The organism is Burkholderia sp. WSM2232 (assembly GCF_000472545.1).
Lineage (GTDB): Bacteria > Pseudomonadota > Gammaproteobacteria > Burkholderiales > Burkholderiaceae > Paraburkholderia.
Genome location: NZ_AWZV01000006.1, coordinates 1 through 21,506, shown reverse-complemented (window position 1 = coordinate 21,506; position 21,506 = coordinate 1). Strand labels below are relative to the sequence as shown.

Genomic DNA, 21,506 nt, shown 5'->3' with positions numbered 1-21,506 from the left:
TCTCCAGACGCGCTTCGGCAGCCAAACGACGGCCTTGGACAAAATCGACAGGCAGTCAGGCGATTTGCTCAATATTACGGCATATTCTTCCTAATATTAACGGAGAAGCGTCCAAACACTGCGGGCACGAACTGAAGCGCGAGGGGGCGGCGCCTTTTGACAAGCCAGATTTTCGACCAATGTTCTAAATGCACCGAACATGGTTCGCTTTGACTGTTCGAGCAGCTTGCCTATCCGGTCAGTGAATGGACCGAATATCGCTTTCGGTCTGCCCGTGGTGCTCGCTGAAACATCTGGCGGTGAGCAATGCTTTGCCGGCCCCGGCCACCCCACCGACAGCTTGTTCGATTGGGTCGACCCACGTCGCGAGCAGCCTTCGTTCCGTGACCGGGTAGAGGCCCTTGCATTTCCAGTCACCAAACGTCAGGTACTCGGTCCAACTAGGCGTCCTCAGTAAAGGCAGTTGGGCATTTCGTTTCGAGTAGACATTTGGCTTTGTTCACGATGGGACTAAAGTCGACGCTGAACTTCATACCGCACCGTCTCGTGGCACAGCGCAAGTCTGTGCTCCTCGCGAACTCTCAACGCGTGAGCCTTCTGTCGTCTCAAAATCGTCCGTGTCAGTATCTGACGGGGATTACCGCAGGACTCTGCCAACGCACCGTGTATCGATATGCCCTACGTCCACCAAGACTTTGAACGCGAAAAGTTGTATGAAGAAATCTGGTCGGAGCCAGTCAGCAAGGCGTCGAAAAGGTATCAAATGTCTGATGTGGGTCTTCGAAAGATTTGTCTGAGTTTGGATGTCCCAGTCCCTCCCCGCGGCTACTGGGAAAAACTTGCTGCCGGCAAGGCCGTGAAAAAGCCATCGCTGCCGCCGACCAAGGGAGCCACGACTTACCGACGCTCCGTCTTCAGAAATCCACAGGACGACGAGCTGTCACTGCGCACCCAGGTCCAAATCGATGAGGACGCCGCCAGTGCCCCGGATGCGCCGTCCGTCAGCATGCGCACATCCATTGACGAATGCGTGCCCCTGGTCAAACGGATGGCGAAAAAGCTCGAAGGTAAGCAGCGCGACTCGCGGATATGGCCATATTGCGAAGGAGCCGGACTGATGCGAGCCGCCGTGTCCCCGCAGAACTCGTTGCGCGCGCTTCTCGTGCTGAACATGCTTATCGAGACACTAACGGGTGCGGGATATTTGCTTTCCTCTGGCGGCAAAGAGGATGAGCCCGCATATGTGACTTTGCTTGGCAGCAGGTTGACGTTCCGCGTGAGGGAGCGAGCCCGCCAGGAAAATATCCCATTGACCCGGGAGCAACTCGCCGAAAACAAGCGCGCCGGATACAACCTGCACAGCCAAGGCTACGTCTACCATCCCACGAATGAACTGGAAATATCGGCCTTCGGTGTCGGAAGCACCTATGCAGCGGCAACCACTGCGGACAGTCGGAGCGCCCTGGTGGAAACGAAGATGCAGGCGTTCGTTGGCAGGCTTCGGCATCTGGTTATACGCAATTCTGTACAAGCAGAGATGCGGATTGAACAACGGGCAGCCGCCGCTGTGCAAGAAGCCGAGCGCGCGAGGCTGGCAGCGGTTCGCCGAGCGGCATTTGAGCAACTCAAACGGGTCGAAGAATGGGCTTCGAAGCTTGAGCGAGCAAACCGCCTGCGGACACTCGCACGCGAATTCGACCTCAAGAAGCTGAAGTCGTCCGACGATGTTATTGATGCCACATGGCTGCGACGTGCTGCAGACTGGCTGGACCCAACTGTCGAATGCCGATGGGACGATATGGACAATGCGCCAGCTGGATACGGTGAGTTCTAGCGGTCGGCTGCCGGCCGTACGTACGCTGAGTCAGTAACGATGGTATTCAAAACGCTGGCGAGCGTTTGCTGCGACGGCGCCCAGCGTAGTGGCCAACCTAGTCCATCGATGTGCTGCACTGAAGTGTTCTGGGCGGCAACAGCGAAGCGCGCCAGATGGCGCAGGCCGCATCGAAACACAAAGCAGCACGTCGCGAGACGGAGCGCGCTTTCAAAACGCAAACTCTTGGTGGAGCGGAGGAGGCTCGAACTCCCGACCTTCGCATTGCGAACGCGACGCTCTCCCAGCTGAGCTACCGCCCCACGTCGTTGCAACATTAGCATGGCGGAATATTAATTTTCCATGCGATGTGTCGGGGCGTGACCACGATAGTCTTTTTGAGACCAATGGCCTTGAAGTTGTCGACGATTTCCGAATACCGGCCCATTCCGTTCCCGGGGTGATGACTTCAATCTGGGAGACGGAGACCATCCAGATTTCTCCAGGCTGTTGCCGCGAGTTCACGCAACTCTCCTTAGGCGGGTGCGCTCAGCGATGCCATAGCGGTAATCCAGCGCGTCAAAGCGATAACTCTCAAACTCGATGGGGTTCTGGTCGGCGAGGGATGCGAGGTTGCCGGCAATCCAAATGTGGCGGCAGGTTGTAGTCCGGCGTCGATGCATTCGTCCGGTCGAGCGGAACGGGAACACTGATGTCCGGCAGAAGGCGCGTATCAAGATGCACCTTCGTTCAACATGTACGTCTCAACTTCTAACCGGTTCTTTAGAGCAATCTGCTGCGCCTCCGGTTTGGCTTCGCCTTCGAGGTCCAGGCGCAGATGTCGCAGAGCGTAGAAGAGAAACGCCTGTCTGCAATGGAACTCGACTTGTCCGTTCTCCATCCCAAAATCAAGTTCAATGGCAAGTCTGTGCGACTTGCTCAGTTCGGGATGCGGAATCAATACTAAAGGCACTATGGTGTGCCACTTCACATCATCATCCGGACTTGCGGCGGCCGGCTCAAAGCTGTCAACCTCCAGCATGCGCGCAACAACGAAGTCCAGAAACTGGTTGCGCATATGGCAGTAGGCGCGTGCGTGCCAGCGGAAGCCATCGTGAGCAAGTGCATGCGGAGAAATCGTACGCGGGGAAGGCTGTGGTCGTGTCATCGATTGGTACAACACGCGTATCGCACAGCGCTCGCGAATGGCTCGAAGAAGCGCGACTAATACATCGACGCGGATGGTTCGACCTGGATGTGGCACTGTTGCGACCGGAGGCGCCCAAGTGATGAAGCTGCTTTCCTCTGAGTCCAGCCCGGAAGCGTGCGACAACAACTCGTTGAGATAGCGACCAGAGTCGCTCGACGGGTACAGCGGCTTAAAGTCGGCAGACGCTATGTAGACCCGGCAGCTGCGGTCGTAATTTAAGTTAGTCGACGCCAGTTCCGTATATTTAGCGATGTCTAGCGACGCTTGGGGCACGGAAATGCCAAAAAACTCTGTGAGGTCACTGCGGTTGAGACGGCCGTCCCACCGAAGTCGAAAGTCAATGAATTCCAGGCGACGGTCCTGGCTCCACCGACCAGGGGCGCGGCTACTGGATGACCCTGTTGGGTCCGATGTGGTGAGCAAGCGTTCGGGCATCGTCGGAATTCTCTCACGAGTAGTAAAAAAAGATGTGCGAATAAAAACTAGACTCGTATAGAAAGTAGTCGTATAGTGGCTCCAGCAGATTGTCTCGGAGGTCCAAGTGGACAGCGTCACTGGTTACCGTTTCGTTGGGAGATGGGTGTGAAGGCGCTTCGGGGCGCAGCGGCCCTGCGCAATCTGCGCGAGCAATCCCTCTGGCGCCTGTTGGCAGCCACCAAGGCACCCGTAATAATTGCCTTGTTCCAGTCGCTTTTCACGGGCACTGACAAGGCGTTGCCAAGTTCGGTGCTTCATGAGCGCCTCGCTCGTGACATCGATTCGCTTCGCTCGACCGGCGAAGACCTCCCCCAAACATCCCAAGCGTACGTCTCTGAGTGGCTCAATCAAGGCTGGCTGACGCGCCGGTTTCCCCTCGGGGCTCCCGAAGAAGAGTACGAATTGTCGGCCGAAGCGCTTACTTCGGTGCGCTTTGTCACGGGACTCTTGACGCCAAGAACGACCGCCACAGAGAGCCGGCTTTCAGTGGTCATTCACCAACTGTCGCGACTGGCTGAAGAGACCAATACCAACCCCGAAGCACGCTTGGCAGCGCTGCGCGCTGAGCGCGAGCGTATCGACACGGCCATCGCTGATGTCGAGCGTGGCAGCGCGAAGGTGCTGCCCCCGGACCGCGCCATCGAGAGCGCGCGCGAAGTCATCGCTCTGGCCCAAGACCTTGCGGCCGACTTCCGAAGCGTCCGTGACGAGTTCGAGCGGTTGAACCGGGGGCTGCGGCAGAGCCTCATGGAGAACGAAGGTAGCCGTGGTGACGTGCTTGAACAGCTTTTTGCCGGCGTTGACCTTATCGGCGAGAGCGATGCTGGTCGCACTTTCAACGCGTTTTGGCGTTTGCTGACAGACAGCGAGCAAGCCGCCACTCTTCGAGAGTCGTTGGACGAAGTGACGAGCCGGCCCTTTGCGCGACAGTTGGAATCGCACGAACGCAAATTCCTGCATGGGCTAACGGGCGCTCTGTTGAACGAAGGACGAGCGGTACACGACGTGTCGCAGCACTTTGCGCGGAGCCTCAAGAGCTTCGTGCAGAGCCGCGAGTTTCTTGAGCACCGGCGGCTGCACCGCCTACTGAAAGAAGCAACGCAGGCAGCGCTCACCGCCAAGAATGCAGTTCGCCCTAATGAGCAGGTTGGTTTCGAGCTCATGCAGTCTAGCAGCCGCATCCGGTCAGTATCACAGTGGGCGCTCTATGACCCCACGCAACGAGTGACGGATTCGTCAATGCGGGTTGCGGAACCCTCTGAGCTCGACCTGGAAACCGTGAGCGAGCTCGTGCGGCAGTCGGAAATCGACTTTCGAACGCTCAAAGCCCACTTGCGGACCATTCTCGAGCGCCAGTCGCAGGTCACCATTGCTCAAACACTAACCGAGTTTCCAGCGGAACAAGGTCTTGGTAGCGTTGTTGGCTATGTGGCGTTGGGTGCCAGGCACGGCGAGGTCACGGACAGCACCGAGCTCGTCTCATGGGAAGGCGACGACGCGACCCAGCGTCGCGCCAAAATTCCAACCATCTATTTCATGAGGGAGCGCTATCTTGAACTCGTTGACTGACCCTACCGACGAAAGCGTCGCTGGCGAGCACGCGCCCGATACCCCAGTTGCTGAGACTGCGACGTTCCGAGGCGATACCGGTTCGCTTCCAATTGATACCAGGCGGGTGCTGGTACAACTGCTTCTGGGCCCTTCCGTGGACGCCCGGCGCCAGTCAAAGCTCTGGCCAGTGCTGCTTCGCGATGAAGCCGTCGTCCGCTCGCGCATGCATGACCTCTTTCTCGAGGTCGTCATTGACCACGAGCAGCGAGTCGCGTTCACGCGGCAGGTCGCCTCCGAGGACATCGATGTCCCCATCCTTCTTCGCAAGGCATCGCTCACCTTCCTGGAGACCGCGTTGCTGCTCTTCTTGCGACAGCGCCTGACTCAAGCCGACGCGCAGGGCGAACGGGCTGTCGTGTCGCGCGATGACATGCAAGAACACCTGTCGGTGTTCGAACGGGGGAACAACCCCGACCACGCAAAATTTGAGAAGCAAATCGTCAACGCCGTCGACAAAGCCAAGAAGCTCAGCCTGCTGCAATTCGTTCGCGGCTCTGGCGAGAGGTATGAAGTCTCACCGACGCTCAAGCTTCTCTTCTCGGCTGAAGAAATTCAAGACCTGACACGAACTTATGCCGCTCTGGCGTCCTCGCATTACGCGATAAACACCGGCGAAGGCAACGCCACTGAAGACGATGCATCGGCCAGCAGTGCCGAAAACGAGGAGGACTCGCTGTGAGCATCGACCAGCACCTGTTGTTGGACGGCAGCGATGACCAGTTCCGCCTTACGCGCATACAGACGTTCAATTGGGGAACCTTCTCCAACGTCTTCGACTTCCCCATCCCCAAAGAGGGCTACCTCTTCGTGGGGCCGTCTGGTTCGGGGAAGTCGACGGTTCTGGACGCTCACGCGGCGCTGCTGACGCCACCGAAGTGGTTGGATTTCAACGTTGCAGCGCGTGAAGCAGACCGACATGGACGCGACCGCAGCGCCATGACCTACATTAGGGGGGCTTGGGCCCAGCAAACGGGAGATGGTGGCGAGTACGTTTCACAATACCTTCGCGGCGGCACGACCTGGTCTGCCATCGCAGAGACCTACCGCGATGCACAAGGTCGGGTGGTCGTGCTCGCGCAAGTCCTATGGGTCAAGGGCAACACCACGGCGTCAAGCGACGCCAAGCGGCTGTACCTCACCCTCGAGCGTGAGTTCGAGATTCAGGAACTGGAGTTCTTCGCCAAGAACGAGTTCGACACCCGCCGCTTCAAACACGACTTGCTCGATGCGAAGGTGTACACCGAATTCAGCGCATATCAGGAGCGCTTTCGTCGTCTGCTGGACATCGATAACGAGCGCGCCCTCCGCCTTCTGCATAAGACGCAGTCGGCGAAGAATCTCGGCGACCTCAACGTGTTCCTGCGGGACTTCATGCTGGATGAGCCTGAGACGTTCGCCATCGCCACCAGCCTAATCAACGAGTTTGGCGAACTGAACGAGGCACACCAGGAGGTAGTGGCTGCCCGCAACCAAATCCAGATGCTCAAGCCGGCGCGGGAAGAGCACATGGAGCTTGAACGTGGCAACAACGACCGCAACGGGCTGCAGGCAATCCAGACTGCCATTGACCAGTATCGAGAGCACCGTCGCAAGGTCCTCGTGGACGAGCGGATTGCAGAGCTGGAGGTCGACGAGGAAGCATCGCGGCAGGAAGTCCAACGTCTGTCGCAGATTGCCGATGATGAGTCCGTCAAGCTGACGGACCTACAACGTCAGAAGCTCAAAATCGGGGCTGATGTCTTGGTTCGTCTCGAAGAAAACATCAAGGCGGCGGAGGCAGATAAACTCGTCCGGATGAGTAAGCGTGACCAGGCGGCTGTCGCGTGCAAAGTCATGGGATGGGCGATGCCTGACAGCGTGGTGTGGTTCGTCCAGCGAGTCGAAGCGGCCAAACAGCGAGTCCTCAGGGCTCACGACCTGACGAAGGAAGTAGAGGACCGAAAGGACCAGCTCAAGGCAGACCATCGGCAGGCCAGTGAAGAATTCACCACAGCGGTGGCCGAGGTCAAAGCCCTGGAGCGTCAAAGGTCCAACCTTCCGGCACGGCTCGTGGACTTGCGTGAGCGCATGGCCCGTGACCTTTCGATACCCGAGGCGAAGCTGCCTTTCGCGGGCGAACTGGTGGAAGTGCGTTCTGATTCGACCGGATGGCGGGGCGCCATTGAGCGCGTCCTCAGCGGTTTCGCGCGCTCTATCCTCGTGGATGAGAAGCTCTACCCGGCGGTCTCGGCTTACCTGAACGAGCGCAACATTGGCGAGCGGCTGGTGTACTTTCGGACTGTCCAGCAGACATCCGGACGCACGCCTGGTCCCAATTCTCTGGTGCGAAAGCTGAACTTCGCGCAGGGAAGCTTTGGTGAATGGGTGCGGGAGGAGCTAAAGCACTCATACGACCTTGAGTGCACCGACACGCTACACGCGTTCCGCAATGCCCCTCGTGCCGTCACCCGAGAGGGCCTGGTCAAACACAACACGGCGCGGCACGAGAAGAACGACCGCCACTCAGTCAATGACCGCAGCCAGTGGGTACTGGGCTTTGACAATAAGGACAAGCTCACTCTGTACAGGAACAAGGCAGCAGAGCTTGGCGGACGCATCGCTGAACTGCGGATGGCGCTGGACAAGATTGGGGATGAAGAAGTCCTCCAGCAACAACAGCTCTTGCACTGCCAGAACCTGTCGAACCTGACGTGGAACGACGTCGACGTCGGCGCACTTCTGGCCCGCATCGACGACTTGACGACACGCCTCAACGCGGAGCGGGACGCCAGGCCGGACCTTGCCATCCTGGATGACCGCATCAAGACGCAGGAGGACGTCCACTCCAAGGCCGTTGGCAAGAAGAACGATGAGGATGTCAAAGGTCGCTCCATCAAGTCGAAAATCGCGGAGCTAAATGTCAAGTTGGCCGAGCTGGTTCGTTTGTGGCCCGCCTCTGACAGGCCACCGGCGTTCGCCGCCCAAATCGAAGCGCGGTATGCGGCCACCGGCAAGCAGGTTACTCTCGACAACCTTGACCAGGTGAACGGGCAGGTGGACCGGGGCCTCAGCAATGAATTGCGTGCGATTGAGAGTCGCTTGGGCGACTTGCGTAATGCTATCGTCCAGCGTTTCGTAGAGTTCAACCGCTTGTGGCCTTCGGTTGCTGGTGGTCTGGACGCTACGCTGGCCAGCGCCGACGACTATCTGGCAAAGCTCAAGCGGCTGGAAGATGACAACCTTCCGGCGTTCGAAGACCGGTTCTTTGGGTTGCTACGCGAGCAGAGCGACCAGAACCTGACTCTTCTGGCTACCAAGCTCGACGAGGAGCGCTCGGCAATTCGCTCGCGCATGGAACTGGTCAATGAGAGCCTCGAGACGGCGCCGTTCAACCCGGGAACGCACCTCGTCATCGAAACGACCGACAAGTCGCTCGAGGATGTGCGGCTCTTCCGCGCGAGTTTGAGGGAGTCGCTCAGCCACTCGTTCTCGAACGACCGCGACCTGGCCGAAGAGCGCTTCAAGACGTTGGCTGCCTTGGTTAAGCGCCTCGCCAGCCAGGAAACTGTGGACAGGAACTGGCGAAATCTGGTGCTCGACGTCAGGCAGCACGTGGAGTTCGTTGCTCGCGAGCTTGACGAGGACGACGTCGAGGTGGAGGTTTACCGTAGTGGCGCAGGAAAGTCGGGGGGACAGCGCCAGAAGCTGGCTGCTACCTGCCTGGCGGCCGCCCTGCGCTATCAGCTTGGCGGCCAGGACCGCGCGCTTCCGAGCTACTCCACCGTGGTGCTCGACGAAGCTTTCGATAAAGCCGATGCAGAGTTCACTGCGATGGCGATGAACATCTTCAAGACATTCGGGTTTCAGATGATTGTGGCCACCCCTCTGAAATCCGTGATGACACTGGAACCTTTCATCGGGGGAGCATGCTTCGTGCATATAAAGGACCGCAAGAAATCTGCCGTCATACCCATCGAGTACGACAGCGAGTCCAATCGCTTGAAGTTGACTCAGGACGTACGCAATGCCGAAGAAACTGCTGTCTCCTGAGTCGGCGCGCGAGTTCCTTGTTCGTCGCTTCAATAACCAGCACGAGAGCTGGCTTGCTGGGGAGGGAGCTTGGCCGCTGGTCGTCGCACTGGGTGCTCCCACCGACAAGGACATCGCGGATGATGCTTCGGCGGTCCGCACATGGGCTTCCGCTTGGCAGTCGAGAACGGGTCCGGGTGAAGTTGTCTTCGAAGAGCGCCAATTTGCTCGGTTTGGACGGCATCGCCTTCCTGTCAGCCTGAGCTTCGCGAATGCGACTGCCGTTGCGGCTGCCGTCGGTCAGACCAGGCGCTGGGAAACTGCAACGGAGCGCTATCAGCAGATGTTGAATCGCTGGCCGGTGCTTGCAAAAAACAAGGTCTTGGCATCGAGGTTCGATGTGTTAGCCGACTACCTTCCGGCAGACTTCGAGCGGCTGGTGACGCTGTTGACATGGCTGGAAGCGAATCCCGATTCCGGACTCTATCTTCGGCAACTTCCTGTCGAGGGGCTTGACACGAAGTGGTTGGAGAAGCGAACGGGCCTGGTGGCGGGGCTCCTTCGGTCGTTGCGCGGAGTCACTGTCGACGACACCGACTTCCATGCTTTGTCCGGCCTGAGGAAACCTGCGCACAGGGTCCGAATCCGACTCCTATGCCCAGCCTTGCGCGAACGGGTCGGTGGCCTCTGTGACATCGAGGCACCTATAGCTGAACTTGCGACGCTGCCTATTGAGCCCAAGGCAGTGGTTATCGTCGAGAATCTTGAGACGGGCATGGCACTCCCGGATGTTCCGGGTACCGTGGCAATCATGCGGCTTGGTAATGCGGTGAGTGCGTTGCATGTCCTGCGATGGTTGCGCGGGCCGCAGATTGTCTACTGGGGTGACATCGACACTCACGGTTTTGCAATTCTCGACCGCGCCCGCAGGGTCATGCCTCAGCTTCGGTCGGTACTTATGGACGAAGCAACACTGGTTTCGCACCGCCCGCTGTGGGTGGAGGAATCTTCACTGTGTCCCAATGTCCCGTTTGATGAACTGACGGCTGAAGAGCGGCGCGTCTACGACAACCTACGTGCTGGTAGCTGGGGGCAGCGCGTCCGTCTTGAGCAAGAGCGTCTGTACTGGGCTACGTCGATAGAAACGCTAGTGCATGCGCTTGAGGGTCGGACTAACGTCGAGGAAGGCGTGGGACTATCCATTTCTCCGAACGGGCTTTGCCGCGCGGTGCAGTCAACCGATGGTTAGCGACGGCCCCGAGGCACAGGGTAGACAACGCCTGTGTGGCAAATCGGCCGCATGGGATAACGCGTACTCGACTCAACGCGGCCCGAGGAAAGTTCTAGGCCTCCCCTTCTACCGGAACTCCGATAATAGAGCGGTTCAAATTCGAAAACCATGACAGCAATCGTGAAGCGCGGCATCACTGAAGACTACTGGAGCCTCATGAGCGAGGACCGAAAGCTCGGCTGGGAACTGTTCACGAGGTGCGTGGCCATAGTTGCAGCTTGGTTCGTGGTGAAGACGGGCGTTACGGCTATCGATTGTGTTGTCGCAGCCTTCGCAGGATTCACGCCGCTCTTTGTTATCCGGAGTCAACGGTCTTTTCGGAAATACAGCAAGAACATCCGAAAGCGTCTCCTTGGGGCAATTGTCTTTCTTGGCGGAACCGGTGCGGCCGTCCTCGGGTTGCTCTACTTTGGCATCGCACTCCTTGGTAGCGTAGCTCAGACCTACGCGACCGATGTAGCACCCTTCCGTCATCGCGCTGACCCACTCATGGCTAACATGATGCTTGTGCTACTGCTTTTCGCCGCACCCCTCGCCGGCGTGAAGGCGTGGCGTGGCCTCAAGATGGGTGAGCTCGTCTTTGATTTACCAAAGCGCTCGCTGAAGCGCTTGGTCCTTCAACGGAAATACGTGGCTGACACCTTCGCCACTTTTGCCCATTTTGAACTGAGCGTCCAAATCGTCGGCTTCGCGTACGCGTCGACATGTGCACAAATCATCAAGGTCTATTTGAGTGTATTTGTCCATAAATAGCTCAACCGCTGGCCATGGCGCGATGACGGACGACGCGGCTCGCGTTGTCAATGCTCCACGAATCGACAACGGCCGTTCGCGAAGCGTTCTCGCGTCTAATTGGGAAGTGTCCTTCCTGCGCAGTCCGTAGCCGGCGGGACTTCCTTGCCTGAAACCCATCTCAATCAAACGGCAACGGCCGGCGAAGACTTTCGCCGACAATCCCCGGCTGTATTCTCCAGCCATCGCCCGCTTTACCCCTTTGACGATAGTCGAGGCGGGTGACTCGTCGTTCTCGAACTGCTCGGCGCAGTACGCGACCTGGATGCCAGCGCGGCGGCAGATGTACTCGTAATACGCGCTCTCATCGGCGTCTTAGAATCGACCCCATCGACTCACGTCGTAGACGGGGATGACGCAGAAGTCAGCATTGCCGTTGACGACATCGGAGATGAGATTTTGAAGTGCCTGCCTGCCGTCAATTCGAAGACCGCTTTTGCCCTCATCGGCATATGTTCGGTCGACATCCGGACGTACTCCGCTGCACGCCCGGCAGACGAACTAGCGACGACCGGTGCATCCGCGTTATTGAATGACATGCTCCACCCCGCAACTCAGACACCGACAGGCGGCAGGCATCGGACGCAAGTGGGCGCCCGATGCGAGCGTCGTGGCTTCACATCAGATGGTCGCGTTCGAAAGCGAACGGCCACAAGGCAAAGGTAGCAGGCTGGAAACCAATGCGTATTAAGTCATCTCTTTGCAATCACGTTGGCGGCGCTGTCGGTGCAGACAGCACGGCGATGTGAACGGTCCACGCGTCCATTTTTGCAACGCCGGCATCATCCGCGTAAGACAGCAGGTAGAACCCCGAGTCCAGCGGCCGAGGAAGCCTGATGACGTCCATCTTTGCAATCGGCCTGGAGCTCCGTCGCGCGTTGCGCGACGGCTGCATACTGCAGTTGCGCTCGCGATACGCGGGATGCGCAGCCCGATATTGGCGCCAGTAGCTCGAGTGGTCCGCGCGCCATTTCGCCTGGGCGCGGGCCCGGTTGTCGCGATAGTCGCTGTCGTTACGGAGCCTGTTGCTCTGCCAGTCGCGTCGACGGACGCGCTGGCACGCCTTCGCGGAGCAATATCGCTGACGGGGAATGTGCCGCAGCGGCACGAACGCGTTGCCACAGGCGAGACAAAGACGGGTCGATTTCATGGGCCCCTCCAGTTCGGCTTGCGACGGGCGCAGCTGGCGCGTTTCGGTGTCTTCACAAAGGGGCTACACTCAATTTCTACCCCGCCCGGGAGCCAATATGTCGACAGACGCGAAAATTTCGCCATCAATTGCCGATGCGGTGCAGCTCGCGCGCGTACGTATGGACGAGATGTTCGGGCGTGTTGGGGCCAGTCTGCCCTCCGACGTTCGGCGCGAGCTCTCCGCCGGCGTGGAGGCAATACTTGTTGACGTTCTGAGCCGGCACCCCGCATGGCGGCATGATACCGACGACTTCCTGTCCATAGCCGAGGCGGCGACCCTGCTATTCGTGTCCCGCCCGCACATCTCGAAGCTGCTGGAGCAAGGGAAACTGGAACTCCATCATGAAAAGGGGAGCAACCGATTCGTCACGAAGGCATCGGTGCTGGAGTATTGTGCGACCCGCGAGGCCGCAGTAGAGGCCTATAACGCATCGACGTCCGACGAAAAATGACCTGACCGTCGCGCGCTACGAATCACTTTGAGCCAGACATCGACACCGGAATGCGTTGCCCAGGAGGATGGCATGCCAGAAACATACAGTTTTCGGACAAGCTTGCAGACGAATCGCACACTTTTCGGACAAAACACAGCCGTCGATGCCTGGAATTGCACACGTTTCGGTCACCCCAAAGTCACTGCTCAACGCCTAGCCGAAGCCTAATCGAGACGCACCGGACAAGCGCCGCATGCTGCGGTCTCGCTATCGAGACGTCGGATGCGCCGTTCCGCGCGTCATTTCGCCTGGACGCGGGCCCGGCTGTCGCTTTAGTCACTATCGTTACGGAACCGGCTATTCTGCCAAGCCTTCGAGGAGCAATATCGCTGACGGGGAACATGCAGCAGCGGCACGAACGGGTTGCCGCAGGCAAGACAGAGGCGGGTCGATTTCATGGCGCCCCTGTCGGGTCGAGGCGGTCGCCCGCGGCCGTCCCGACCCACCAGCGAATTCGCTGGCCTGAGAGGAAATAGAGAAGGGTCGTCGGCGCACATCCGGCAGATTCCCATCACCCGCGAAAATCGCTAGAATTTCCTTTACTTCAAGCGTAGGTTTTTCGAACATCGCGCACGTGCGCGAGCGCCGTCCGCTGACGGGAGAGGTCGTTTCTGGGGTTTCGACCGCAACGCATTTAACGTGGCCCTAGTCGGAATTTCTCGGCTTATGCGTCCGTTTTTCTCACGTTATGCATCCGCCCCGGCTGGAGAGCCTTATCTGGTAAGGGCCAGTTTCTCGGGATATGCGACCGTCTACAGTCGTCGTCCGCTGTCCGGCGACGCAAAACCCCAACCTCGACTGCCCGATTCGCATGCGAACAGGACGCTCACGTCGTGACGCTGCTCGATATCGGCGAGTTCAGCGAGCACGCGTGCGCGTACATCCGGCGCGACCGGGTGCGCACTGCGCACCGGCTTCAATTCTTCTTTCCAGGTCATCACATTTCCCTTTTATTGTGTATTCGCCTGGCCTTCATCCCGGCGGCGCGCTATCCCTTCACGCATACCACCTGGCGCAATGTATGCACTACTTCGACGAGACTGCGCTGCGCCGCCATGACCGCGTCGATGTCCTTGTAGGCCATCGGGATCTCGTCGACTACCCCCGCGTCCTTCCGGCACTCCACGCCCTCCGTTGCCTTCACCTGATCCTCAACCGTGAAGCGGCGCTTCGCTTCCGTGCGGCTCATCGTCCGGCCCGCGCCGTGGCTGCACGAGCAGAAACTCTCCGGATTGCCCAGCCCGCGCACGATGAAGCTTTTCGCCCCCATTGAGCCGGGGATAATGCCAAGCTGTCCCTTGTGCGCAGAGACCGCGCCCTTCCGTGTCACAAGCACGTCCTCGCCGTAGTGGCGCTCCCGCTGCACGTAGTTGTGGTGGCAGTTCACGGCATGTTCGTCCACGCCGAAAGGCTTGGCAATCTCTTTGCGCGCAGCGCCGATCACCGCGTCCATCATCACCTGCCGGTTGCGCCGCGCGAAATCCTGCGCCCAGCCCACGGCCTCGACGTAGTCGTCGAAGTGTCGGCTGCCCTCGGTGAAGTAAGCGAGGTTGCGATCTGGCAGGTTAGCAATGTGCTGACGCATGTCGTCCTGCGCGAGTTCGATAAACAGGCTGCCAATCGCATTGCCGACGCCGCGTGAACCACTGTGCAACATGAACCACACGCTGTCGGTTTCGTCGAGACACACTTCGATGAAGTGATTGCCCGTGCCGAGCGTGCCGAGATGCACGTAGTGGTTTGTCTTCTCGAGCTTCGGGTACTTGTCAACGATGCGCTGGAAGCCCGGTTGCAGCATCGCCCATGTCTCGTCGACGGCAGCCGGCGTGCGGTTGCCCCAAGCTCCCGGATCGCGTCGTCCCGGTACGCGGCCGTGTGGCACTGCTCGTTCGATAGCGCTGCGCAGTCCCGCGAGGGAGTCCGGCAAATCCGCTGCTGTTAGCGTGGTCCGCGCGGCCATCATCCCGCAGCCGATATCCACGCCGACTGCGGCTGGAATGATCGCCCCCTTGGTCGGAATCACACTGCCGATCGTCGAGCCTTTGCCGAGGTGCACGTCGGGCATCACCGCGAGGTGCCTGAAGATGAATGGCAACTGCGCAGTGTTGCGCAGTTGCGTGCGCGCCTCGTCTTCGACCGCGACCCCTTTCGTCCACATTTTTACCGGCTTGCCCTGCGCCAGTTCCATCAACACGTAATCCAATTCGTTCATTTTTGTCATCCGTTCTGTTCTTTGCTGAGCGGCGCGCCGTTCATGCGGTGCGCCGCTTTGCGTCGTTTGCGCCCTCGCGGCCCCGTTGAACTGACCTTTTAATAGCGAGGACCGTGCCACTGCGTGCCTCGCCAGTCCACAGCACGCCGCAAGCCCCTGAAATAAAGGCCGAAAACCCATCGACATGGGTCGGGCGTGTCCTCTGCGCGCTCGCCGCGCCGTCGCCGGTTCCTATAAAATCGGCTCGATTACGATCTCACAAGATAGGTATGCGCAAGACCGTCGCTATAGGTTTTCTCGGCACTGTGCTGGACCAAGGGGGGCGCGCGCCACGTCGCTGGCAGAAGTGGCGCCCGACAGTTTCGCTGTGCATGCAGAAGGACCTGCCGATTGACCGGCTCGAACTGCTGCATTCGCCGGACTACGACCGCCTTGCGAACCGCGTGAAAGACGACATCTCGCAAACGTCGCCTGGCACCGACGTCCGGCTCACGTCGCTAACGATTCGCGATCCGTGGGATTTCGAAGAGGTCTACGCCGCGTTGCACGATTTCGCGCGCGCTTATGCATTCGATACCGATCACGAGGATTACCTGATTCACATCACGACAGGCACGCACGTCGCACAGATCTGCTGGTTCCTACTCGCCGAGGCTCGATATCTGCCCGCGCGGCTCGTGCAGACGGCGCCGCCGCAACGGACTGACGAAGGGCCGAGCGGACCCGGGGCGGTCTCGGTAATCGATCTGGACCTGTCGCGTTACAACCGGATTGCACAGCGCTTCAAACGCGAGCGTGATGAAACGGTATCGTTCCTGAAGGCGGGCATTGCGACACGCAATGCACGCTTTAACGCGCTAATTGAGCAATTGGAGCGGGTGGCAGCGCGCTCGCGCGCGCCCGTGCTGCTGGTCGGGCCGACCGGCGCCGGCAAATCGTTTCTCGCAAGGCGCGTGTACGAACTCAAGCGCGCGCGGCATCGGCTTGCGGGCCCCTTCATTGAGGTCAACTGCGCGACGCTGCGAGGAGACGCCGCCATGTCGACCCTATTCGGTCATGTGAAGGGGGCGTTCACCGGCGCGCAGGCAGCGCGTGCGGGACTGCTGCGCGCGGCGGACGGCGGCCTGCTGTTCCTGGATGAAATTGGTGAGTTGGGCCTCGACGAGCAGGCCATGCTGCTGAAGGCGGTTGAGGAGAAGCGGTTCTTTCCCGTCGGATCCGACAGCGAGGTGACGAGCGATTTCGAGCTGATAGCTGGCACGCACCGCGATCTGCGCCAGATGGTGGCCGCCGGCACGTTCCGCGAAGATCTGTACGCACGGATCAACCTATGGACGTATGAATTGCCACGCCTTGCTGACCGTCGTGAGGACGTGGAGCCCAACCTGGAATTCGAACTCGACCGGTTCGGCCGTGAGCAGGGTGAAAACGTGAGGTTCAACGTTGAAGCCAGGCGACGGTACGTGGCCTTCGCGACATCGCCACGCGCAGTATGGAGCGGTAATTTCCGCGAGCTGTCCGCGTCCGTTACGCGAATGGCGACGCTCGCAGACACAGGCCGCATCACCGAGGCAATTGCCGAGGAAGAAGCGGCGCGACTGGCGGCAACATGGTCCGCGCCGCGTGACACGAGCGATATGGTCGATGTCGTGCTGGGAGCGGGCGCGAGCGAGCTCGACCTGTTCGACCGCGTGCAGCTCGAGCAAGTGCTCGACGTGTGTCGCGGCTCGCGTAGTTTGTCCGAAGCTGGGCGCACACTCTTTGCCGTGTCGCGGCAAGGTAAGAAGCAGCCGAACGATGCGGATCGCTTGCGCAAGTACCTCGCACGCTTTCGCCTCGACTGGGAAGGGGTGCGGCAGGCGCTGGAGAATCGGCGCTGACGGGGTGTCTTGAGGGAGTCGCTCGACTTCTGTCAATCCGTCGTAGTCCTTGTGCGCGCCATCCTGCGCAGTCATGCCCGACAGCGGGACAGCTTCTCATACCCGGCGCGAATCACACTGGCAATCAGGGGCCTACGCGCGATCAGGAACTCCTCATAGCCCGCATTCCACCATCCGTCGGGCAAGGCATGCCATTCGCGCATGCGCGCCAGTTCCGTGGTCGAAAAGCGCGCCGCGTATTGCGGCCAGTAGACCGCCGGCGGCGCGTCAGAGATCGCGATGTTGTCATCCCACTCGACCAATGCGTAGTTCGCAATCTGATTGATGTCGCGCACGCTGTCGATACCTTGCTTCTTCAGATACTGCTTTGGGAACAGGTGGTGGCGCTCCAACGCCTTTTTCTGTCCGTGGGCAGGCGGGTCCAGCAGATCGGCCACCGGGCTCGCGGAAAACAGTGCGCGCGCGCCCAGTAGCGTCTGTGCTGCATAGAAGCCAAACAGCGCCGGACTGCGGCCCGCCGACGTGGCCAGATCCATCGGTAAGGTCTTGGTCCAGTAGTCGTCGGTTAGCGTTGCAATCTCCACCGCGGCGAGGCGGGACAGAAACTGGTCGGCGGACTTCAGTTCGCGCAGCTCGGCCAGGTCCTGCTCCATTCGCGATTCCGGCGAGGAGGTAAAGCGACCGGTCAGCAACGACATGAAGAGCCACCGTGCGATGGCGTTCTTGAGCCGGAACCCCTCCACACCGTATTCCGTGCGGCCTAACAGATAAAGCTGGTAGGCAAATATCAACGCGTTGACCGAACTGATGGTTTTTGCGCTGCGGAAACCGGCCGCACGCACGATGTTGAGGAAGTCGGCCCAGTAGGTAACGTTCAATACGCGAGCTTGAGCGTCACGCAGCCTGCTGAACTGGTTGTCGCGCTGGCCGGTATTGACCTCTCCGGTCGACAGGTCCTTGCCGCGCAGTAGCGAATAGACGTGTTCCAGGCGTGCGCGCCGGAAAGCCACACCCACGCCCACGCGCAAGAGATGGTCGGGGTCCGGCTGGAAGATCTGATTGAAAGAACTGGGTTGTCCCGCAGGCGCGGGCTGGCGCGCTGTCCGGCAAAAGCCTTCCAGTTCCGAACGGCCTTCGTCCCAGAACACCGACATCAGTGTCAAGATGAAGTCCGACTGATTGAGCTTCTTGCCTTCGCTATTGATGCGCACGAAAACGTCGGCCACCTGTTCTTCGGTGCATTGCTGCGACAGCTCGAGCGCAATGAAGGGAAAGTTGGTCAGGCCGGCCAGCTTGCCGATAGCGTCGCCGATTTTCTCTTCTTCCGCGTCGGACACCGCGCGCGCGGCCGCCAGCCGCTTCAGATAGTCGCCGACGGTTTTGTGAGTGGGCCGGCTGAATACCTCGGAAATGTCGAGAATGTATTCGGGGTCCCGTTCCGTGGTTGCATCGGGAACGACAAAAGTGCCGCTCTGCGGCCGGAAGGCGATGCGGATGCATTCGCGCTCGAAATTCTCTCGCAGCACCGCTTCCCGGCGAATGACCGCATATAGCGAAGTGAGGCGTTGCTGGCCATCCACGATAAGTAATGAAGGCGCTTTCTGCTTGCTGGTTTCACCAATGACCTTTGCGTCCGCGCCCTCCGCGCCGGTTTGCCAGAAGAGAAAGTAGCCGACCGGATAACCGCGATACATGGAGTCAAACAGGTCCCGCACTTTGGCATTGGCCCAGACAAAAGGTCGTTGAATGTCAGGCAGACCAATTCGACCAAGCCCGATGTCGCCGATCAGGCCGCCGAGGGTGTAACGGACTTCTTTAAAGACAGTCTCTGTCATAGGCGTCGACAAACTCCAATATGTGGATTTATTGTTGCCCACCGCCAATGACTATTCAGGCGGGGTTGGGCTGGTTATCTACTCCAGCAGCCGGGAACGCCTCTTATGTGAGCCTCATTTCCTTGAGACCGCGCTCCCGCGACTCGCGTCACTCTAAGCCAGTGGCTACTCGCTTTTTGCAAAATTGCTTCGTGAATCGGTTGCTGCTATGCGGAACTCAGGATGTGCAGGACTCGGTGGTTTGCCGAAGTCACTGAAAGTGTGTCTTTCCGTTTCCAGTCGGCCCCCCGAGTCGGATCAACCGCATTCAAGGCGATTGACGTGTTCGGACTGATTCGGACCGAAGCAACCGGCCCGGTGAATTGGCCTTGTCCTCCGCGGCGGCAATTGTCGGTGGGCAAATCTCGAATCTTGGCATGGAGAGACGAATCGCCGAGCCATTTGAATTGGGGATCACCTGAGGGGTCAGGCGGATGATTTTGAATCCGCAGCCACATGGGAATCGCGTCGCAAAGCCATTTATACCGAATGACCAAACCAATAGTGCTTCGCGAGGAAATAACTACTCGTTGGCAGCCGCGCGATTTAACATTTGTTTTTCAATATGCGATTGCGGCCACCAGGTAATTTTCTGTATTATCGCGCGATGGCGCGGGGTCGCGCATTGCATAAAAAGAGGCGGTATGGGCGCGCAGGACATAATCGCGGCAATAAAAGGCGGGCTGTTGCAAAGTGACCGGCTGCTGAAACTGGATACGCCGTTAGGCGGCAATACGCTGTTGCCGCAAAGGCTGGTGGGCGTGTCGCGAATCGGCCGCGATTATGAATTCACACTGGACGCGGTTTCCACCAGCGACAGCATCGAGCTCAAATCGCTGATTGCCCAGCCCGTCACGCTGTGGATCCAGCAGAGCGACCAGTCGTATGCGCCGCACCACGGTTATGTGCATACCGCGCGCCGTCTGGGCTCGGATGGCGCCATTACCAGTTACCAGATTGGCGTGGTGTCGTGGATGCATTTCCTGCGCTTTCGGAAGGACGCGCGGATCTGGCAGGACAAAAGCGTCGATGAAATTCTCACCGACGTATTCAACGTGCATCCGCAGGCGCAGGGCGCGTTCCGTTTCGCGTTAGGCAAACCGTTGCCGCCGCATTCTTTCTGCGTGCAATACGAGGACGACTGGAATTTCTGTCACCGGCTGATGGAAACCGAGGGCCTGTTTGGCTATTTCGAACAGGCGGAGGACGGCCAATCGCATACGCTGGTAATTACCGACGATATCGGCAGCCTGCCGGCGCTCTCGCCGCAGGCGGTGGCGTTCTACCGCTCGGGCACGAACAGCGAGACCGACGCGTTGGTGCAGTGGAGCGGCACGCGCACGCTGCAGAGCACGACGCTTACCACGCGCACGTTCGACTACAAGTCGCCGTCGTCGGCGGCCAATCCGAAGGGCACGAGCGTGCCGACGCTTTCGACGCAGGGCGATCTGCCGCAGCAGGCGGAGGTGTACGAGTACACGGGCGCATACACGTACGGGCAGCAGCAGCGCGGCGAGCAGCTTTCGAAGGTGAGGATGGAGGAGTGGGAGTCGCGCGCCAAGCGCTTTCATGGCGTGGGCGCGGTGCGGCGGCTCGATGCGGGCCGCTGGTTCGTGCTGGAGAACCATCCGGAGCACAGCGGCGGCAGCGAACAGGAGCGGCAGTTCGCGGTGCTCGCCGTGCGGTGGGTGATCGAGAACAACCTGCCGGTGTCCTCGGGCACGACCGACTTCCCGCACAGCCTGAAGGCGCAGATCGCTGCGGCGCGCGCGCAGCACGCGAACGATGCGGCGCTGGTGGTCAGGTCGGCCGACGGCAGCGAAGGCTTCTTCGTGGCCACGGTCGAGGCGCAGCGGAAAAGCGTGCCGTTTCGCAGCCCGCTGGAGCATCGCAAGCCGGACATGCATCTGCAGACGGCGACCGTGGTGGGCCCGGCGAACGAGGAAGTGTTCACGGACGCGCTGAACCGGGTGAAGGTGCAGATGCACTGGGACCGCCTGAACCCGGGCGACGAGAAGGCGTCGTGCTGGCTGCGGGTGGTGCAATCGGACACGGGCGGCAATTACGGCGCGGTGCACGTGCCGCGCATCGGCGAGGAGGTGATCGTGTCGTTCCTGGACGGCGACTGCGACCGGCCGATCGTCACGGGGCGCGTGTACAACGGTGCGAAGACGCCAGAGTGGCATTCGAACGGCATCCTCTCGGGCTACCGGTCGAAGGAGTATCAGGGCAGTGGCTACAACCAGCTGGTGATGGACGATGCGACCGGCCAGAACCGCGTGCAGCTTTACAGCACGAGCGCGAACTCGCAACTGCATCTGGGCTACCTGATTGCGCAAAGCGGCAACACGCGCGGCGCGTATCTGGGCAGCGGCTTTGACCTGAAGTCGGACGCATATGGCGCGGTGCGGGCGGGGCAGGGGCTGTATGTNTCGACGCATCCAGCGACGGGAGCATCGAGCCAGCCGCTTGAGGCAGGCGAAGCGAAGAGCCAGCTCGTCAATTCGGAGAGCGTGATCGGGGCGCTCAGCGAGGCGAGCGAGACGCATCAGGCGGAGAGCCTGAAGGACGGTCAGGATTCGCTGAAGTCGTTTGCCGACGCCACGCAGGATAGCGTTGCCGGGGCGAGCGGCAGCGGTGGGAACACGGCGGG

General features: G+C 59.8%; 13 protein-coding genes, 1 tRNA gene and 2 pseudogenes. 9 read left to right on the top strand and 7 right to left on the bottom strand.

The window, feature by feature from the left end:
- Window positions 1-673: 673 nt before the first annotated feature.
- On the top strand, window positions 674-1,834 hold the full coding sequence (locus tag F757_RS0105445; protein ID WP_027210533.1) for a hypothetical protein: 1,161 nt from the start codon (window positions 674-676) through the stop codon (window positions 1,832-1,834).
- A gap of 226 nt (window positions 1,835-2,060) precedes the next feature.
- Here the strand turns inward: F757_RS0105445 and F757_RS0105440 are convergent.
- Window positions 2,061-2,136, bottom strand: a tRNA-Ala gene (locus F757_RS0105440).
- Between the two features lie 410 nt (window positions 2,137-2,546).
- Window positions 2,547-3,458: a helix-turn-helix transcriptional regulator gene (locus F757_RS0105430; RefSeq protein ID WP_035466347.1), complete on the bottom strand. Its 912-nt coding sequence runs from the start codon at window positions 3,456-3,458 to the stop codon at window positions 2,547-2,549.
- A 141-nt stretch (window positions 3,459-3,599) separates the two neighbouring features.
- Here F757_RS0105430 and F757_RS0105425 point away from each other — a divergent pair, with 141 nt between their 5' ends.
- The 5 genes from F757_RS0105425 (at window position 3,600) to F757_RS35665 (ending at window position 11,163) form a co-directional block, all read left to right on the top strand.
- Window positions 3,600-5,069, top strand: a complete 1,470-nt coding sequence (locus F757_RS0105425; RefSeq protein WP_332258129.1) for a DUF3375 domain-containing protein — start codon at window positions 3,600-3,602, stop codon at window positions 5,067-5,069.
- The gene (locus tag F757_RS33015; protein WP_084530734.1) at window positions 5,053-5,790 is read left to right on the top strand and encodes a DUF4194 domain-containing protein; all 738 of its coding nucleotides are present in this window, start codon (window positions 5,053-5,055) and stop codon (window positions 5,788-5,790) included. The genes F757_RS0105425 and F757_RS33015 overlap by 17 nt, the downstream gene beginning before the upstream one ends.
- A complete protein-coding gene (locus tag F757_RS0105415) occupies window positions 5,787-9,140 on the top strand; it encodes an ATP-binding protein (RefSeq protein WP_027210530.1) in 3,354 nt (1,117 codons plus the stop codon). The genes F757_RS33015 and F757_RS0105415 overlap by 4 nt, the downstream gene beginning before the upstream one ends.
- A complete protein-coding gene (locus F757_RS0105410) occupies window positions 9,115-10,368 on the top strand; it encodes a DUF3322 domain-containing protein (RefSeq protein WP_027210529.1) in 1,254 nt (417 codons plus the stop codon). Before F757_RS0105415 ends, F757_RS0105410 begins: the two co-directional genes overlap by 26 nt.
- Window positions 10,369-10,518: 150 nt before the next feature.
- Window positions 10,519-11,163 (top strand): hypothetical protein, encoded by a 645-nt coding sequence (locus F757_RS35665; RefSeq protein WP_027210528.1) that lies wholly within the window; start codon window positions 10,519-10,521, stop codon window positions 11,161-11,163.
- Between the two features lie 114 nt (window positions 11,164-11,277).
- On the opposite strand, the pseudogene F757_RS34900 reads toward F757_RS35665, so the two are convergent.
- Together F757_RS34900 and F757_RS0105400 are read right to left on the bottom strand one after the other, a co-directional pair.
- Window positions 11,278-11,670 (bottom strand): annotated as a pseudogene (locus F757_RS34900) (recombinase family protein); the annotation flags it as partial.
- 238 nt (window positions 11,671-11,908) lie between these two features.
- A complete protein-coding gene (locus F757_RS0105400) occupies window positions 11,909-12,352 on the bottom strand; it encodes a hypothetical protein (RefSeq protein WP_027210527.1) in 444 nt (147 codons plus the stop codon).
- A gap of 97 nt (window positions 12,353-12,449) precedes the next feature.
- On the opposite strand from F757_RS0105400, the gene F757_RS33010 reads away from it, so the two are divergent.
- Entirely contained in the window at window positions 12,450-12,845 is a 396-nt protein-coding gene (locus tag F757_RS33010) for a helix-turn-helix domain-containing protein (protein WP_035466343.1), read from the top strand.
- Window positions 12,846-13,654: 809 nt separating this feature from the next.
- Here the strand turns inward: F757_RS33010 and F757_RS0105390 are convergent.
- Together F757_RS0105390 and F757_RS0105385 are read right to left on the bottom strand one after the other, a co-directional pair.
- Window positions 13,655-13,825 (bottom strand): annotated as a pseudogene (locus F757_RS0105390) (DNA polymerase beta superfamily protein); the annotation flags it as partial.
- 50 nt (window positions 13,826-13,875) lie between these two features.
- Window positions 13,876-15,099: an RtcB family protein gene (locus tag F757_RS0105385; protein WP_027210525.1), complete on the bottom strand. Its 1,224-nt coding sequence runs from the start codon at window positions 15,097-15,099 to the stop codon at window positions 13,876-13,878.
- A gap of 269 nt (window positions 15,100-15,368) precedes the next feature.
- Here F757_RS0105385 and rtcR point away from each other — a divergent pair, with 269 nt between their 5' ends.
- Window positions 15,369-16,979, top strand: coding sequence for an RNA repair transcriptional activator RtcR (rtcR, locus tag F757_RS0105380; RefSeq protein WP_027210524.1), 1,611 nt, complete (start codon window positions 15,369-15,371; stop codon window positions 16,977-16,979).
- A gap of 71 nt (window positions 16,980-17,050) precedes the next feature.
- Here rtcR and F757_RS0105375 read toward each other — a convergent pair whose 3' ends face one another.
- On the bottom strand, window positions 17,051-18,814 hold the full coding sequence (locus tag F757_RS0105375; protein ID WP_027210523.1) for a GmrSD restriction endonuclease domain-containing protein: 1,764 nt from the start codon (window positions 18,812-18,814) through the stop codon (window positions 17,051-17,053).
- Between the two features lie 683 nt (window positions 18,815-19,497).
- Here F757_RS0105375 and F757_RS0105370 point away from each other — a divergent pair.
- Window positions 19,498-21,506 (top strand): type VI secretion system Vgr family protein (locus tag F757_RS0105370; RefSeq protein WP_027210522.1); only part of this gene is annotated, 2,009 nt, incomplete at its 3' end.

Bases quoted from the DNA above. Each gene is read 5' to 3' on its own strand.
- F757_RS0105445 (WP_027210533.1), top strand. From the start codon at position 674: ATGCCCTACGTCCACCAAGACTTTGAACGCGAAAAGTTGTATGAAGAA.
- F757_RS0105430 (WP_035466347.1), bottom strand. From the start codon at position 3,458: ATGCCCGAACGCTTGCTCACCACATCGGACCCAACAGGGTCATCCAGT.
- F757_RS0105425 (WP_332258129.1), top strand. From the start codon at position 3,600: ATGGGTGTGAAGGCGCTTCGGGGCGCAGCGGCCCTGCGCAATCTGCGC.
- F757_RS0105410 (WP_027210529.1), top strand. From the start codon at position 9,115: ATGCCGAAGAAACTGCTGTCTCCTGAGTCGGCGCGCGAGTTCCTTGTT.
- F757_RS35665 (WP_027210528.1), top strand. From the start codon at position 10,519: ATGACAGCAATCGTGAAGCGCGGCATCACTGAAGACTACTGGAGCCTC.
- F757_RS0105400 (WP_027210527.1), bottom strand. From the start codon at position 12,352: ATGAAATCGACCCGTCTTTGTCTCGCCTGTGGCAACGCGTTCGTGCCG.
- F757_RS33010 (WP_035466343.1), top strand. From the start codon at position 12,450: ATGTCGACAGACGCGAAAATTTCGCCATCAATTGCCGATGCGGTGCAG.
- F757_RS0105385 (WP_027210525.1), bottom strand. From the start codon at position 15,099: ATGAACGAATTGGATTACGTGTTGATGGAACTGGCGCAGGGCAAGCCG.
- rtcR (WP_027210524.1), top strand. From the start codon at position 15,369: ATGCGCAAGACCGTCGCTATAGGTTTTCTCGGCACTGTGCTGGACCAA.
- F757_RS0105375 (WP_027210523.1), bottom strand. From the start codon at position 18,814: ATGACAGAGACTGTCTTTAAAGAAGTCCGTTACACCCTCGGCGGCCTG.